Here is a 15493-nt window from a genome sequence, read left to right on the forward strand (position 1 = left end):
GGCACAGGTTTTTTTCTAAGAATTGTTGATTTTTAATATAATTTGATTAAAAAGTTTGTTTTTCTCTTGTTGAAATTTAATCAATGAATTTTTTGAAGTAGAAGATAAATTTAATTTTTCATCATTAAACTGATTGTTGAAATCTTCATTGTCTGTTAATAAATCTCTTAATTCATTTTGATAAGGACCTAAGGTGTCTTTATCTATTTTATAGATACTGTTGATTTCTTCCATAATATCAGTAACCTTTATATTCATAAGTTTAAACCAAGGAATAATGTTCTTAGGTGAAACTTTACAATTATACAGATTTGTTAAATATGTTTTGTAATCATTTTTTAACTCTTTAATTTCATTAATATAATGATCTTTTAAAATTCTTTTATTGTTTGATCTATCTTGAATCACAAATACAATCCAAACTGTGAGTATCACATTAACTATTATTGCAATAATATCAATATAATTTGCAGTATCAAACATTGGTTCAGTTACACAACAACAGGTGATTCCCATACATCTTTTATTAAATTATTTTCAACTAAACGATACCAAGGTTTGTGTGTTAAAGTAACTACAGGATTTACTTTTTGTAATCTTCTGTTTTCCCATTCTTTAAATGTCTTGTCTAAAATCATATCTTTCCAATGAGGTTCTTGAGTTGATATGATTTCTATCTTATTTTTTACTTTTTCCAAAGTAAAATCAAATACAAGATTTCCAAATGCTTCGTCAAGAAATGAAGAAGCATAACCACCTGTATTATCTAAATCAACAATTAATTTTTCATCATTTGAAAACACTTCATAAAATTTCTCATTTAAGACTGAATGATAAAATTCTTCACCTGATTTATCACTTATTTTACAATGCCTTAAACCAGGATATTCACTAAAATTTTCTAATATACTAATTTCCATTTCTTATGTTTTATAAATATTTTTAACACAATCCAAATCCATTTCCCACTGATAAAAAGTCCCTTTATAGCGAGGTGTACCTTTTTTGAATGTTTTTGAATTTAACTGATTATCATAGTGCAAAATTACATCATTTGTTAATACTATTAGTTTCTTGATATTACCAATTTCATAGTTCAATCTCACTGAAGGTAAGCCTTTATTTCTATTCTCTTCCATAGTACTTGAATTATATTTTTTTTGAAATGCTCCTATCAATATTTCCATAGGACTTTTGAATGTAAAAGCATCATTAATTTTCTGAAAGTTCTTTTTTCTTAGGGTTTTTAAAATTCCTAAACCAACATCAGTTACTGTAAAAATAACTTTGTTTTCATCATATTTTAAACCAAATAGCCATTGTTTTTTTGAAGTATTTCCCCATTCTATTGAGTTTCCACATATTTCCAATATTAAAGTTTTTACGGGAAGGCAATGTTTTGATTCACCTGTTAAATGTAAAATAGCACTTTTAACCATTTCACTTATTTTCTTATTGTCTTTTTCTAATAGTTTACCTGAACCTTTTTCAAAAAAAATCAAATCAGATTTAGACTTAACTGTAATTTTATTACCACGTGAATCAAACATATGATTTAAAAATCCAGATTCGATTACAAATTCTCTACTTTTTTCGTTTGGTGGCAAATTTCCCCTAAAATTGATGTTTTTATATTTTAAATCATCACTAATGGCAGTTAAAATACTAATTGTACCATAGTCGATTTCAATAACTTTTTCTAATGTAAATTCAACTGATTTTTCCCCTTTTATATTGGTTAAAAACTCTTTGCTTCTAATATCTCTAAAGAATTTTAAACATTTTTCAGTATTTTCTATAAGTCTAAAGTCTTCAGGAGCTACAACTTTATCTTTAATATTTGATATTGCATCCTTATAGGAAGTATAGTTAGGTCTATATACTTTTTTCCTTTTTTTTACCCCTTTTCGGCTCTTGGTTAAATTATATCGTCTATATTTTTCTGTTGTGTAAATTTTTTTCATTCAAAATTTTCTTTTTATATATGAATGTATTTCAGTCGTCAAGTAAACTTGTGCCTAACGTTCCGGCGCTTGGCGAGGTTGCGAGCTTCGGAACTGATTATTTTCTGTTAAAGATAAAATTTCTTGCGAAATGTAAACGTGTATTTACTACAAAAATTCGCAATCTTGCCAAACGCCTGTTGTGTGCTGTAGCAATTTAGAGTAACTTTTTACGGTTATTATCCCAATACATTGCTTCGCGACTATCATTTTCAAATTCCAATTCAGCGTTTTCAATTTCGTTAAATCTGCTTTTATCAGTTTTTCTAATTTCAACAATGATATATTTTTTATCGTCAATATTTTCTGCATTGATTATTTTTAAATATTCTTCAATGCAATTTTTATCAAGCATTATTTTTCCGCCACCAGCCCAATGTCTATCTTCTCCATTTTTCTTAACTCCAGAAATCCAATATTCTTCTCCAGTTTCTATGTTATAGTGATTTCCACTAATTCCTGTTGTTTTGAGCTTTTTTAATGCTTTATTGTCAAAGTAAACTGTCTGTCCAGATTTTGAAAATTCAGCAATACCAATCCATGCTAAACCACTATGTCTTTCAGTTTTATTTTCTATATACATTATTTTTGGTTTCATAATTCTGGATTTTATTTCTGCAGTTTCGGAAGCTATTGCACACAACGGTTGGCGTGTTGCCGCAGTGCGGGATTTTCAGCACAAATGTTCAATCGAAGCACTACGGTTCAAATATACGATTTCCTGTCCTACGAAGCACGTCACCCCGCATTGCGGCAACACGCTGTTACCAGCTGGCGTTCTGTCGTCCGTGTCTTATAAGTCAGGTCTGTAAAGGGTTTCGCTGTCGTTGTTAGGTCTGAGTTTATTTCTTTATGTGTCGGTTGTGCGGTAGCGGTTTTAAAAAATTTTAGAAGGGAAGGAAGAAAAAAAATTGAAGTTTTTGTCAAGGTGGAAAAGGGGCAAGCTCTTTTGCAATTTTTGGTCTGTGCGTTGGCTTGTGCGAATTGCAAATGTGCTTGACCCTGTGCGGTTGCTATTCTTTTTTCCTATGATTATTTCCATTCTTATTTATCCACCAATACAATGGCGGTATTAGTATCGGTGCAAAAATTAAGGTGCTTGTCAGTCCTCCAATAATAACAGTTGCCAAAGGTCTTTGGACGTCAGAGCCAATACCACTTGAGATAGCAGCAGGAACAAGTCCTAAAATGGCTAAAACAAGGATAGAAAGTATTGCTCGTAATTGTTCCTTAGATGTCTGGTTGATGAGCGTCTGTGAAATTAAATTGCTAAATGTTGCCCTGTTTAATGCAGATACTAATAATACTCCAGCCATTACTGAAATTCCGAAAATGGAAACAAAACCAACTCCTGCGGAAACATTGAAATAATATCCACGAATGAGTAAAGCAATAATTCCACCTGCAAGAGCAAACAATACACAGCTTGTTGTTATCAATGTATGCTTGAAATTTTTGTAAAGCATAAAGAGAAAAACAAAAACCATTATCAAAGTCAGCGGAATTGTCAATGCCAATTGCTTTCCTGCTCTTTCAAGATTTTCATACTGCCCGCCATATACTATTTCATACCCTTTCGGAATGCGAATTTCATTTTCAATCTTCTTTTGCAGTTCTTTCACAAAACCGCCTTGGTCTCTGCCTCTTATGTTCGTTCTTACCGTTACCATTCTTTTGTTGTTGTAACGGTAAATATTGGTTTGTCCTTCCACAAAATTAATTTCGGCTAATTGTTCCATTGGAATTAATGCACCATTGGCAGAAGAAACTAATAGTTTTTTAATTTCATCAATGTTATTTCTAAACTGTGGTAAGTAGCGAATAACAATATCATAACGTTTTGTTCCGTCATACAACACCGAAATATTTTTACCACCAATAGCTGCTTCAATCATATTCTGAATGTCAGAAACATTAATGCCGTAACGAGCGGCATATTCACGGTTTATTTTTATGGCAAGTTGCTCTTGTGTTCCTTCCTGTTCAATATTCACGCCTTCGCTTCCCTGCATTGCTTTTACAATGTTGGCAATACTGTCAGCCTTGCTTCGCATCATTACCAAATCATCGCCTACAATAGAAACAGCAAGGTCGGCAGCACTTCCTGTTACGATTTCCATTACCTGGTCAATGATGGGTTGCCCCGATGTAAATTTTACACTCGGCAATTCTTTTTCTAATTCTGTTCGTATTTGTTTTACCAATTCCTTTTTTGAAATAGTATCACTCCACAAATGATAATCTTTCAACCCGATTAAAATTTCATTTCGATTGGCAGGAAATGGATCTGTGCCGTCATCATTTCGTCCTGTTTGTGTAATGACAAAAGCAATTTGAGGATATTTGGAAATAATGCTTCTGATTTTTGGTGCATACTTGGCATTTTCCTGAATGGTAATTCCCGCTGGGAAATTGCCTCGAAGAAAGATAGAACCCTCATCTAATTCGGGCAAAAACTCTGTTCCTAATTTCAAACCGAATGAAATAAGCAACAATACTATTCCAAACCCGATAAAAACAGTTTTTTTATAGTGTTTTAAAATTCTTGAAATTAGTTTACCATAAATGTTTTCTACAAATTCAAGGACTTTATTTCGATGTTCTTTAAAAGGTTTGTCTGGGTTTGAAATTGCTTTGTTGTAAACAAATGAAATCAAAACTGGAATAAAAGTTAAAGCAGCAATCATTGAACCGATAACTGCAAACGCCAATGTCAAAGCCATAGGCGAAAACAGTTTGCCTTCCACTCTTGTCATTAAAAGAATGGGCATATATGCCAAAATGATAATCGTTACCGAAAAGAAAATTTCCCTCCCTACTTCCTGTGCAGAAAGCAAGGTAATATGAACAATTCCATTTTCCTTTTCTTCGGGTGTTGCCGTTCGGTATTTCCGAATGAGATGTTCAGCCATTACTACCGCACCATCCACGATGATACCAAAATCAATCGCACCTAATGAAAGTAGATTAGCAGGAATACCTGTAAATCGCATAATGATAAAGGCAAAAAGCAATGAGAAAGGAATAGTCAAAGCCACGACCAAGGCACTTCTTGCACTTCCTAAAAAGAAAATCAGAATGATAATCACAATGCTAACGCCTTCAAACAAAGTTTTTCCTACTGTGTGTAAAGAATGGTCAATCAAAAAACTTCGGTCGTAAAGTGTTCTGATTTTTACACCTTCGGGCAATTCGTGTTCCTGTAAATCTTCAATACGTTGTTTAAGTTCTGCTAAAACTTCGCTTGGGTTTTCGTATCTGCGAAGCAAAATAATTCCTTCTACTCCGTTGTTAACATTTACGCTGTCATCTGTAACAGTGTAACCCAAAACTCCGCTTGGCTGTGGCGGTGCAATTTCAACGCTTGCCACATCACGGATAAAAACTGGAACTCCGTTTTCAGATTTTAATACAATGTTTTCAATGTCGGTTTCATTTTTTATTGCACCTAAACCACGCACGGCAAAACCTTGTCCACCTCTCTCAATGATGTTTCCGCCTGTGTTTTGATTGTTCGCAACTATCGCATTTTCTACATCAGAAAGTGTAAGATTGTATTTGCGTAATTTGTCGGGATAAGTGAGAATATGAAATTGTTTGAGCGGTCCGCCAAAAGTGGTAATATCGGCAATACCTGCTGTTTGCAACAAATAAGGTTTAATTACCCAGTCTTGTAAATCTCTTAACTGAATGGGCGAAAAGTTTGGCGGTGCTTCCACCACATAACGGAAAATTTCGCCAACGGCTGTTGAAAGTGGAGCCAATTCAGGCGATACGCCATCGGGCAGTTCGGCTGTTGCCAAACGCTCCATCACTTGTTGGCGAGCGAAATAATCGTCTGTTCCGTCTTTGAACGTGAGTTGCACAACCGATAAACCAAAAATCGTTCTGCTTCTTCTGTCTAAAACATTAGGTGTGTTTTGTAAAGCTCTTTCAATAGGAACGGTCACTTGTTGTTCCACTTCTTCGGCTGCACGACCTTGATATTGAGCAACGATAATTACATTGGTATCTGCTATGTCAGGATATGCTTCAATTTTTAGTTGTGTAAAACAATAATAGCCGACTGCCATTAATGCAAAACTAATCGCCACGACCAACCAGCGATTTTTGAGAGAAAATATGAGAAGATTTTTAATCATAATTTACCATTGCTCAACAATGTGAGTTACTATAAACCCACCTCTGTATTGCTTTCTTAATTCGGTTAATGCTACTTTTACTTTTTTGTCTTCATCTATAAATACGATGAGCATTGGTGTTTCATCAAATGAAAATTGTTGTGCAGGTTGTTTCAAACGATGATGTCTGCCAAAACCTGAATGACCGACAAATGAAGTTGCTCCCGCAATTCCATTATCAATCAGCAATTGCATAATGAACTGATGCAAGGGTTTTGTCCCTTTCAGTTCGTCTTTGTCAATGTAGATTTGTGCTTGTATCATTGAAATAAATTTTAGTAACCGAATGATAATCCTTTTAATTGCATTACTCCTTCAATGGCGATTTCTTCTCCATTATTAAGTCCGCTAAACACAATTATTTTATCGCCAATCTGTTGCCCTGTTTGGATTTCTTTCCTTTCAAATTCAGTAGATGATTTTTTTACGAACACATAATTTTTACCCTGAACAGTTACCAACGAATTTTCGCTAATACTGATAAAGTTTCCTTCACTCAAACCAAAAGAAATATTAGCAAACATTCCCGATTTCAATTTACTTGTTGCGTTGTTTACTGAAATTCTCACTTTTACCATTCGTGTGGCATTGTCCACCATATCGGCAATAGCATCAATTTTTCCAGTAAATTTTTCGTTTGGAAATGCTGTAAAAGTGATGTTGCAAGATTGTCCTTCTTTGATTTTACTGATTTGATTTTCGGGAATATCACAAATGATAAAAGCAGTTCCTGCTTTTGCCTTGCGTAAAACTTCAGGATTAAATCCTCCTGATTTCAATTTGGTTTCGTGCTCAATTAAAGCGGCTTTCTCGTTGGCAAGATTGGTTTGCTCCATTGATAAAGCGGTTTGAGCATTCAGTAAATCCTGCCCTGTAGCTGCACCGTGCAAGTGTAAATCTTTGGTTCGCCCTAATTCCAATTGTTTTTGTTTGATGTTGATATTCTGAATTTGACTGATATTGATTTGATGTTGTATTAACTGCGTGTAATTTCCAGCCAGTTCAGAATTATCAAACAAAATAATGTTTTGCGAAGCACCTTCGCCCGATGGTAAAACTGTCGCTGCAATCTTACCCGGAGCGTTTAATTCTGCTTCGATGTTTCTGCTGCTGATTTTTTCGGTTTTGAAAAACGCAATACTTTCAGCATCAGGAAAAGAAATTGTTGTTCCGTTATTGCTAACAGTCGGGGTAGTTTGTTTTTCCGATACTTTCTTTTCTTTTCCTCCACAAGCGGAGAGCAAAAAGAGAAATGAGAATATGTAAACTAAATTTTTCATCATAATGCCAATTGATTGATTAAACCTGTTGCGTAAAGCAATTGAATGTAGCTTTGTCTGTATGCTTGCATTGCATCATAGTATTGTTGTTGTGTTTCCAACCAACTGCGTTGTGCTTCCAGAAAATCTATGATTGTAGTTCCACCCTTTAAATAAGCGTATTTTACATTATCCAAAATGGTTTGCGATTGTTGCAAAAGCATATTAAAACTTTCAAGGTTTTGCTGTTGTAGTTGGTAGTTAGCGAAAGCAACCGAAATTTCCGTTTGGATTTGTGTCTGAATGGTAAACAATTGTGTTTCGGCTTGGTCTTTCAACAGATAGGATTTTTTGATTTCTCCCTGATTGCGGTTGAAAAAGGGCAAATCAACGGTGGCATAAATTCCGAAATAGGGAATGGTATTTTGCGGGTTCCAAATAAAACCTAATTCAGGTTGTGGAAAGGCAAGCGATTTTTGCAATTTTATATTGCTGTTTGAAACATCAATCAAAGATTTCACAGTTTGTATATCGCTTCTGTTTTGTAATGATTGTTTGAGCAAACTGTCAATGCTTTGATGCATTGTAAACAAAAAATTATCATTCGCATCAATACTTAAATCTTCCTGAACACCTAACAAGAATTTCAATTCATTTTGGCGGTTGATAACCTCTTGCAAAGCTGTTTTGTATTGAATGGCATATTGCTTTGATAAAAGTTCGGTGCGGAACAAATCGGTTTGTGTAATGACCTGATTTTTGTAACGGATTTGGTTTGTTAAAACCAAGCTATCAATGTTGCTTTTAGCAATTTGGATAATTTCCAATTGCTTTTGTGCCGTCCATACTTCCAGCCATTTTGAGGCTACTTCCGAAAAAATATGTCTTTCGGTTTCTGAATAATTTTTTTCAGCAAACGAAACATTCTTGTTGGCAACATCAATTTTGTATTTTCGTTGTCCTGCTACTTGAAAGGGTTTGGTCAATTGCCACCAAACCTGCCTGTTTTGTCCGTTATACCAATCCGTGCTTGCAGGAAATTGCGAAGGTTGCATTAACTGCAAAGATTGATTGTTCAAAATCGGGTTTGGGCGAAGTTTAGCAGTAATAATATCAGTTTGAGCAATACCGATGTTTAATTGTTCGGTTTTAAGGTAGGGATTGTTCGCCCTTGCAGTTTGCAGTGCCTTTTGCAAAGTGTAATTGGTCTGTGCATATACAGGATTGTATAGCAAAGAATATAAAAGAACACCGAAAACGAATTTTAAAATACACTTCATTACACCGAATTGAAATCATTATTCGGGTGCAAAAGTCCACTAACTTATTAAAGATGACTGTTAGAGAACCGATAGAAAAAAATTAGAATTTTATTAGAGTGAGTTAAACGGTCTGTAACTCAACGGTAAATGTTGTTCCCTGGTGTTGTTTGGATTGAACGGAAATACTGCCTTTATGTAAATAAATTATCTTTTGAGTTAGTGAAAGTCCAATACCGTTTCCGTCTGCAAATTGTTTGTTTTCGCCACGATAGAAGGGAGTGAAAATGTTTTTTAAATCATCTTCTGAAATACCTATTCCTTTGTCGCTAAATTGAAGTTGGATTTTTTCTTTTTCAAAGCCAATGGAAACACTGCTTTGTTTATCCTTAGAAAATTTACAACCGTTTTCAAACAAATTGGCAAAAGCCACTTTCAAAAGATATTCGTTTCCATTTACCGTAATCTGATTGTCGTTTTCAAACTCGTTTTCAAATACAATGTCAATTTTGTAATCAGGATTTACTTGTTGAACTTGTTGTCTCGCATCCAATAAAATTTCATCAATGCGAATTTGTTTAAATGAAATTTCAGTTGGGTCATAACTGGCTTTTGCCAAATCCAACAAACTGTTTGAAAGGCGGACTAATTTTTTTGCATCACCTAAAGCGTTTTGAATAGTAGATTTATATTCTATTATATTCTTTTCTTTGTTGATGGATAGTTCCAATTCGGTAATAATTGCCGCAAGCGGTGTCCGTAATTCGTGGGAAATGTTGGAAACAAAATTCTTTTGAGCATCAAATGAATTTTCCAATCGGCTCAACATTTCATTGAATGTGTTTGCCAGTTCTGAAAGTTCGTCTTTACTGCCGTTGCTGTTCAAACGGAAGTCCAAATTGGTAGCTGAAATTACCTTTGCTTTCTCGGTCATTTCCTTTACGGGGTCAAAAGCTCTTTTGGAAAAAAAACGTCCTGCTATGTAGATGAATAAAATAGAAATGACAAAAACAATAATGCTGTTTTTCAGCAAGCTGTCTAATTTATTATAGCCGTATTGGTCTATGGCAGTTGCAGTAATAATGTAGTTTTTGTTTTCATATTCATAACGCAAACCAATTACCTGCCATTTTTCCTGATAAAATTGCTTTTCTCCCTTATGATAAATCTCGTCTATCATTTCAGGTGTTTCCTTTACATAGTCAATATCAACTGCATCGTGATAAAGCAAATTGAAACTGCTGTCGTAAATGGCAACTTCAACTTCATTTAAAATCTGCCGATTGTTTTTATAAATGTCTTGAAGGGTTTTGGTTTCTACCTTTGCATCGAAAAACAGGTTTGCTTTCGTCAGTGCTTCTTTTTTTAGCAATGAGTAAAATTCTTTTTCACGGTTTTCCTTTGCCGAAATATAAATTACAGAAGCAAATGCTAATAATATAGTAGCAGTAATGAGTGTGAATAATATGGTAAGCCGTGTTCTGATTTTCATTATTCCACTTTCAAAATAAAGCCCATACCCGATTTGGTATGAATGAGTTTTTTGTCAAAATCCTTTTCAATTTTCTTTCTTAAATAATTGATGTAAACATCAATGAAATTAGTGCCAGTGTCAAAATGTGTGTCCCAAACCTTTTCGGCAATTTCTACTCTTGATAAAACCCTCTCTGGATTTTGCAGCATATATTCCAAAAGATTAAATTCCTTTGGAGTAAGATTAATTTCAAGGCCATTTCGCCTTACAATTTTTGTATGCAAATTCATTTCAAGGTCGGCATATTTAAGTGTATTGCCTGTATTGTTTGTTGTTTTGCTTTGTCGCTTCAGCAATGCACGGATTCGAACTAATAATTCACGCATTTCAAAAGGTTTTACAAGGTAGTCGTCTGCTCCTGCATCAAAACCTTCCACTTTGTCATCCGTTGTGCCAAGAGCGGTCAGCATAATAATTGGCGTGTCAGGTTTGGTTTGCCGTATTTCTTTGCACAAATCAAGTCCATCCATTTTCGGCAAAATGATGTCGGTAATTATTAAGTCATAGTCGTTTTGTAAAGCCAGTTTCTTTCCCGAAAGTCCGTCATACGCCAATGTCGGAACAAAACCTTGTTCTTGCAGTCCTCTTTGGATAAGTTCAGCAATTCTTGTATCGTCTTCTATAATTAAAACATTCATCATTACAAAGTTACATTTTCAATCTTAACGGTCATTATGTGCGTTGGCAAAATTGGCTCTTTTGGTTTTGCCTGTGTGTCGGCTTGTGGGTAGGGGCAAAACCAAATGTGCCAATGCGGGCTGGCATAAAAACTTCATTTTTTTTGTGCGGTGGGAAAAATTTTTAAAACCATTTGTGTCGGCTTGAGTGTCGATAAAGTCAAGTCGGTTTGTGTCAGATTACAGCGAAATTGTCAGCCGTGTTTTAGGCGTTTATTTCGGTTCGTGTCGGTCGTTCTACGCTTGCTGGTAACGTTTTGCGGCTTTGCGAAGGCGGGGATTTTACGCACTACCGTTCAGTCGGAGAACCGCACTTCAATTATACGAAAAAACTGTCAACCGAAGCACTGCACCCCCGCTTTTGCAAAACCGCCTTAAGTTTACAATTTATAAATTTAAAGAATAAATCAGAAAGAACAAAAGAGAGGAGTAAGGTTTACGATAACCGCAGGAACTTTAGATTCCGTCAACAGTGATAATCCCCTCTCTTTTCTACTTATATTTCGAACAGTTCTGTGAGATTTAATCTCGATTTTAAGGTGATGAAACACAAGTAGTTTGTCCTTTCTCAAAACATTTTCTTATGAGTAAAGATAAAAAAACATTTGGTATTGACATCAGTAAAGACACATTTGATGTTGTAGATTGTTCTGGTAATTATTATCAATTCTCTAACAATTTAAAAGACTTTTTAAAGTTTTTGAAATTGTTGGATGCCACTTCACATTGTGTGATGGAAGCTACGGGTTATTATCATTATCAATTGGCATATTTTTTAGTAGATCATCATATTGCTGTGTCGGTAGAAAATCCGTTATCGATAAAGCGCTTTATTCAAATGAAGCTGAGTAGAGTAAAGACAGATAAATCAGATGCTAAGATGATTTGTTTGTATGGTCAGCAACAAGAGCTTTCCTTATGGTTTGGTTATTCAAAATACCAGACGCAATGTTTACAGATGTTACGATTATTAGATACTTATACTAAGCAAAGTGCTGCTTTAAAGAATAAAATACAAGCAGAGGGGGTATTGGGTAATCCTTGTAAAATAGTGGTTAGTTCTTTGAAGAAGAGTCTAAAACATTTACAAAAAGAGATTGGTTTACTAGAAGCAGAGTTGTTGGTTTTGGTCAAATCAGAACAACAAGAGATGTTGACTAAAGTTGAGAGTATTCCAGGTATTGGTCGTAAGACTGCAATGATGCTATTAGTTTTAACAGATGGATTTAAACGCTTTGAGGATAGTTCTCAATTGTGTTCATTTTGTGGGTTAACACCAGTGATTAGGCAATCAGGAAGTAGTATAAAAGGTAAGGTTAGGATAAGTAAAGTGGGTAATTCCAAGCTAAGAAATTTATTATTTATGTGTAGTTTTACGGCTTGTAAATGTAACAAAGCATGTAGAGAACTTTATGAGCGCATAGTTAACAAAGGTAAAAGCAAGAAATTGGCCTTAATAGCAGTATGCAATAAGCTTTTAAAACAAGCCTTTGCTATTGCAAAATCTGGAGTAGAGTACAATGAAAACTACAGAAGTAAACTAATAGTTAAAAACTAAAATTAAATCATTTTTTATTTGTTTTTAAGCACAGTTCTTTGTTATGTGCTGCCCTTTTTTTTGTCATTTTGTTATTATTTGTTTTCGTGCTTTTATTTTAATGTCAAAATGAGTATTCCTGCAATAATTAAAAGTCCACCAACTGCAATTTTCCAAGTAAATTGTTCATTTAGAAATATAAATGAAAGAGCAATTGTTATTATAATGCTTCCTTTATCAATCAATGCTATTTCTGAAACGTTACCGACTTTCATTGCTCTGTAATAAAATATCCAAGAAATGGTTGTTGTAAATCCTGAAACTGCGAGTAAGGCTATATCTCTTTTTGTAAGGTTTGCAAAATCGTTGGTGTTGTTGAATACTAAAATGTTGAGCCAAATAAGGAAAAAAACAAAAGATGTTCTGACAGCCAAACCTGTATCGGAAGCAACATTTTTCAGTCCTGCTTTTGCGATTACGGAAGTTAAACCTGCGAATATCATTGATATTATTGCGAAAATTTGATATTGTTTCATTAAAGCTGTTTGAAAGGTTTAATTTTTAAAAGTACAAATCGCATTAAAAAGCCGTAAGAAATACCCAACAACATTGCTACAATTACATCAGACGGATAATGAACACCATTGTAAATTCTGCTATACGCAACCAAAAACGCCCAAAAAATTAAGACAAATTTTAACCAATTGTATTTTGATGGTAAAAGCAAAATAAGAAATGTGGCTAATCCAAAAGCGTTTGCAGAATGGGAAGAAATAAACCCATATTCGCCACCTTTTCCTGCTTGGCTCAAATGTATAAATGGCTCTAAATTAGGTTCGTGAGATGGACGAAGTCTTTTCACTAAGTTTTTAATCAAATTTGAGGCTGTTTGGTCGCAAATTGTAATTAATAAAGCGATAGCACTAAATATGTAAACACTTTTCTTTTTGTATTCACGAATAATAACAATTGCAATAAATAAATAAAATGGTAACCAAAATAGTTTATCACTTGCCCAATACATAATTGGGTCAAAAAAAGTGTTGTGTTTTCCGTTAAGAAAAAGGAACAATTCGGTATCTATGTTTTTTAATTGTTCTAACATTTTATTATTTCATTATTAGAGTTAAGCACAATTATTTTCACTTCTTTTAGATTTTCTTGGTTTTGTTCAATAAACGATTTCAGTTTTTCGTGTTGGTCTATAAGTTCTAAACAAACAGGGTTTTTGCTTGGTGGAATTTCTGAAATATTATAACTTATTTTTTCGTTGTCTAAATAACCTGCTTTTGCTGTGAAAATATTGGCTTGTTTAATATTCATTTCTTTTGCTTTTTTTAGCAATTGTTGCCCTAAATTGTTGTTCCACAGTTTTTGCCAAAAACTTAAATTTTTTGCTTTTTGTCCATAGCGAAAATAAATTTTCAACACACTGATATTTTCAACATTCATATTGTTCATTTTAAAGTTCATTTAATCGTTTTCCTTCGTGATTTGCGTATCGTTGATGTTTGGCTTCTCCAATCATTTGTCTTCCGTAAATACTGTTATGTCCTGAAAGTAAGTAAGAAACCACACAAGCAATTGCAACATAAACGCCACATTCTGCACCAAAAAGTTCAATCGCCATAATGCTACACGCAATAGGCGTATTGGTCGCTCCTGCAAATACCGCTACAAATCCCATTCCTGCCAAAAGCCCAGTTGGCAATGGAATAAAAAGACTTAATGCGTTACCTAATGTTGCACCAATAAAAAATAACGGTGTAACTTCTCCACCTTTAAAACCTGCCGAAAGCGTGATGATAGTTAAAGCCATTTTTATAGCAAAGTCATAAGCTGGTAATTGCTGGTCAAAAGATTGAACAATGGTAGGAATACCTAAACCAATATATTTTGTTGTTCCGATTGCCCAAACCGCAAAAGCTACAATAATACCTCCCACAAAAGGTCGCAATGGTGGATAAGAAATATTTGATTTGAAAATGTTACCTGTCTTATGAATGACTTTGCTAAAAGTGGAAGCACACAAGCCAAAAAATATTCCAGTAACAATAGCATAAATAATATTGATAAAAGAAATATCGGGAATTGAATTGATGTGATAATGTGTGTGTGGCGTTTGCCAAAGTTTGGTTACAATATCGGCAATGATAGCAGTTATGAATGCTGGGAAAAGTGCATTGTATCTAATACGACCGATAAGAAAAAACTCAATAGCAAAAACTGCACCTGCAAGCGGTGTCCCAAATACAGAACCAAAACCACCTGCAACTGCTGAAATAATTAAAATCTTTCTGTCAGATGCCGAAAGTTTAAACGGTTTACTGAATTGGTCGGCAATAGAACCTGCCATTTGTAAGGCTGTTCCTTCACGTCCTGCCGAACCGCCAAAAAAATGCGTTGCAATCGTACCAATATAAACAAACGGAGCCATTCGTAACGGAATAACTTGTTTAGGTTCGTGAATGGTATCAATCAGTAAATTATTTCCAGCTTCCGCATCTTTACCATAGTAATAATAAAGTAATCCGATAAAAAAACCACCAATTGGTAATAATGCAATGAGCCATAAATGATTTTCTCTAAAATCGGTTGCCCAATTTAATGATTGTAAAAATCCTGCCGAAGCAGAACCAATTAAAACGCCAATAAAAGAACAAATTAATGTCCATTTAAGAATATACGGAAGTGAAGGATAATTTCTAAAAAAAAATTTAGCTTGAAAAACTAATTTATTACTGATAGACTTTTGTTTATTTTTAGACATAATTTACCTGATTAAATTGTTACACTTAAATTAATCAGGCGTCATCAGCTTTTTAAAGCGGTTGGGTAAGGAAGAACACCATTTCCTTTTTTGTCTGTCGCAAAGATATAAATTTATTTTCAATTTCAGTCTATTAATTGTCGGTTTTTTGTGTTAGCGGTCAGTTTGGTAGGGTTGCACATAACGTTCTGCGGCTTGCTCTCAGTGGCGTTGCACAAACACCAAGCCATTACAAATATAACAAAACATTCCATTCAGCAGCGGATTTTCCGT

General features: G+C 34.3%; 15 protein-coding genes and 1 riboswitch. Of the genes, 1 reads left to right on the forward strand and 14 read right to left on the reverse strand.

Annotation, left to right across the window (positions count from 1 at the left end; all coding sequences use genetic code 11):
* Positions 1 to 15: 15 nt before the first annotated feature.
* From KQS_RS04920 to KQS_RS04970, 10 genes are all read right to left on the reverse strand, one after another.
* Positions 16 to 516, reverse strand: a complete 501-nt coding sequence (locus KQS_RS04920; protein ID WP_014388099.1) for a hypothetical protein — start codon at positions 514 to 516, stop codon at positions 16 to 18.
* A complete protein-coding gene (locus tag KQS_RS04925) occupies positions 492 to 920 on the reverse strand; it encodes an STAS-like domain-containing protein (RefSeq protein WP_014388100.1) in 429 nt (142 codons plus the stop codon). Before KQS_RS04925 ends, KQS_RS04920 begins: the two co-directional genes overlap by 25 nt.
* Positions 921 to 923: 3 nt before the next feature.
* On the reverse strand, positions 924 to 1964 hold the full coding sequence (locus tag KQS_RS04930) for a hypothetical protein (RefSeq protein WP_014388101.1): 1041 nt from the start codon (positions 1962 to 1964) through the stop codon (positions 924 to 926).
* Positions 1965 to 2160: 196 nt separating this feature from the next.
* Positions 2161 to 2601: a hypothetical protein gene (locus tag KQS_RS04940; RefSeq protein WP_014388102.1), complete on the reverse strand. Its 441-nt coding sequence runs from the start codon at positions 2599 to 2601 to the stop codon at positions 2161 to 2163.
* Between the two features lie 415 nt (positions 2602 to 3016).
* On the reverse strand, positions 3017 to 6145 hold the full coding sequence (locus KQS_RS04945) for an efflux RND transporter permease subunit (RefSeq protein ID WP_014388103.1): 3129 nt from the start codon (positions 6143 to 6145) through the stop codon (positions 3017 to 3019).
* 3 nt (positions 6146 to 6148) lie between these two features.
* Positions 6149 to 6448 carry a DUF190 domain-containing protein gene (locus tag KQS_RS04950; RefSeq protein WP_014388104.1) on the reverse strand — a complete coding sequence of 100 codons (300 nt, stop codon included), beginning with the start codon at positions 6446 to 6448 and terminating at the stop codon, positions 6149 to 6151.
* A gap of 11 nt (positions 6449 to 6459) precedes the next feature.
* Entirely contained in the window at positions 6460 to 7464 is a 1005-nt protein-coding gene (locus KQS_RS04955; protein ID WP_041252001.1) for an efflux RND transporter periplasmic adaptor subunit, read from the reverse strand.
* On the reverse strand, positions 7464 to 8723 hold the full coding sequence (locus tag KQS_RS04960; RefSeq protein WP_014388106.1) for a TolC family protein: 1260 nt from the start codon (positions 8721 to 8723) through the stop codon (positions 7464 to 7466). Before KQS_RS04960 ends, KQS_RS04955 begins: the two co-directional genes overlap by 1 nt.
* Before the next feature lie 103 nt (positions 8724 to 8826).
* Positions 8827 to 10194 carry a HAMP domain-containing sensor histidine kinase gene (locus tag KQS_RS04965; RefSeq protein ID WP_014388107.1) on the reverse strand — a complete coding sequence of 456 codons (1368 nt, stop codon included), beginning with the start codon at positions 10192 to 10194 and terminating at the stop codon, positions 8827 to 8829.
* Positions 10194 to 10877, reverse strand: coding sequence for a response regulator transcription factor (locus tag KQS_RS04970; RefSeq protein WP_014388108.1), 684 nt, complete (start codon positions 10875 to 10877; stop codon positions 10194 to 10196). The genes KQS_RS04965 and KQS_RS04970 overlap by 1 nt, the downstream gene beginning before the upstream one ends.
* 619 nt (positions 10878 to 11496) lie before the next feature.
* Here KQS_RS04970 and KQS_RS04975 point away from each other — a divergent pair.
* On the forward strand, positions 11497 to 12471 hold the full coding sequence (locus tag KQS_RS04975) for an IS110 family transposase (protein ID WP_014388093.1): 975 nt from the start codon (positions 11497 to 11499) through the stop codon (positions 12469 to 12471).
* 92 nt (positions 12472 to 12563) lie between these two features.
* On the opposite strand, the gene KQS_RS04980 is transcribed toward KQS_RS04975, so the two are convergent.
* From KQS_RS04980 to KQS_RS04995, 4 genes are read right to left on the reverse strand one after another with little or no spacing between them, the layout of a single operon-like run.
* Positions 12564 to 12986: an EamA family transporter gene (locus tag KQS_RS04980; protein WP_014388109.1), complete on the reverse strand. Its 423-nt coding sequence runs from the start codon at positions 12984 to 12986 to the stop codon at positions 12564 to 12566.
* A complete protein-coding gene (locus KQS_RS04985; RefSeq protein WP_014388110.1) occupies positions 12986 to 13555 on the reverse strand; it encodes a phosphatase PAP2 family protein in 570 nt (189 codons plus the stop codon). Before KQS_RS04985 ends, KQS_RS04980 begins: the two co-directional genes overlap by 1 nt.
* Entirely contained in the window at positions 13549 to 13911 is a 363-nt protein-coding gene (locus KQS_RS04990; protein WP_014388111.1) for a DUF190 domain-containing protein, read from the reverse strand. The genes KQS_RS04985 and KQS_RS04990 overlap by 7 nt, the downstream gene beginning before the upstream one ends.
* Before the next feature lies 1 nt (position 13912).
* On the reverse strand, positions 13913 to 15220 hold the full coding sequence (locus KQS_RS04995; protein WP_014388112.1) for a voltage-gated chloride channel family protein: 1308 nt from the start codon (positions 15218 to 15220) through the stop codon (positions 13913 to 13915).
* 28 nt (positions 15221 to 15248) lie between these two features.
* Positions 15249 to 15315, reverse strand: a riboswitch (Fluoride riboswitch).
* Positions 15316 to 15493: the final 178 nt, after the last annotated feature.

It is taken from the genome of Flavobacterium indicum GPTSA100-9 = DSM 17447 (genome assembly GCF_000455605.1).
In the GTDB taxonomy this organism is placed as follows: Bacteria; Bacteroidota; Bacteroidia; order Flavobacteriales; family Flavobacteriaceae; genus Flavobacterium; species Flavobacterium indicum.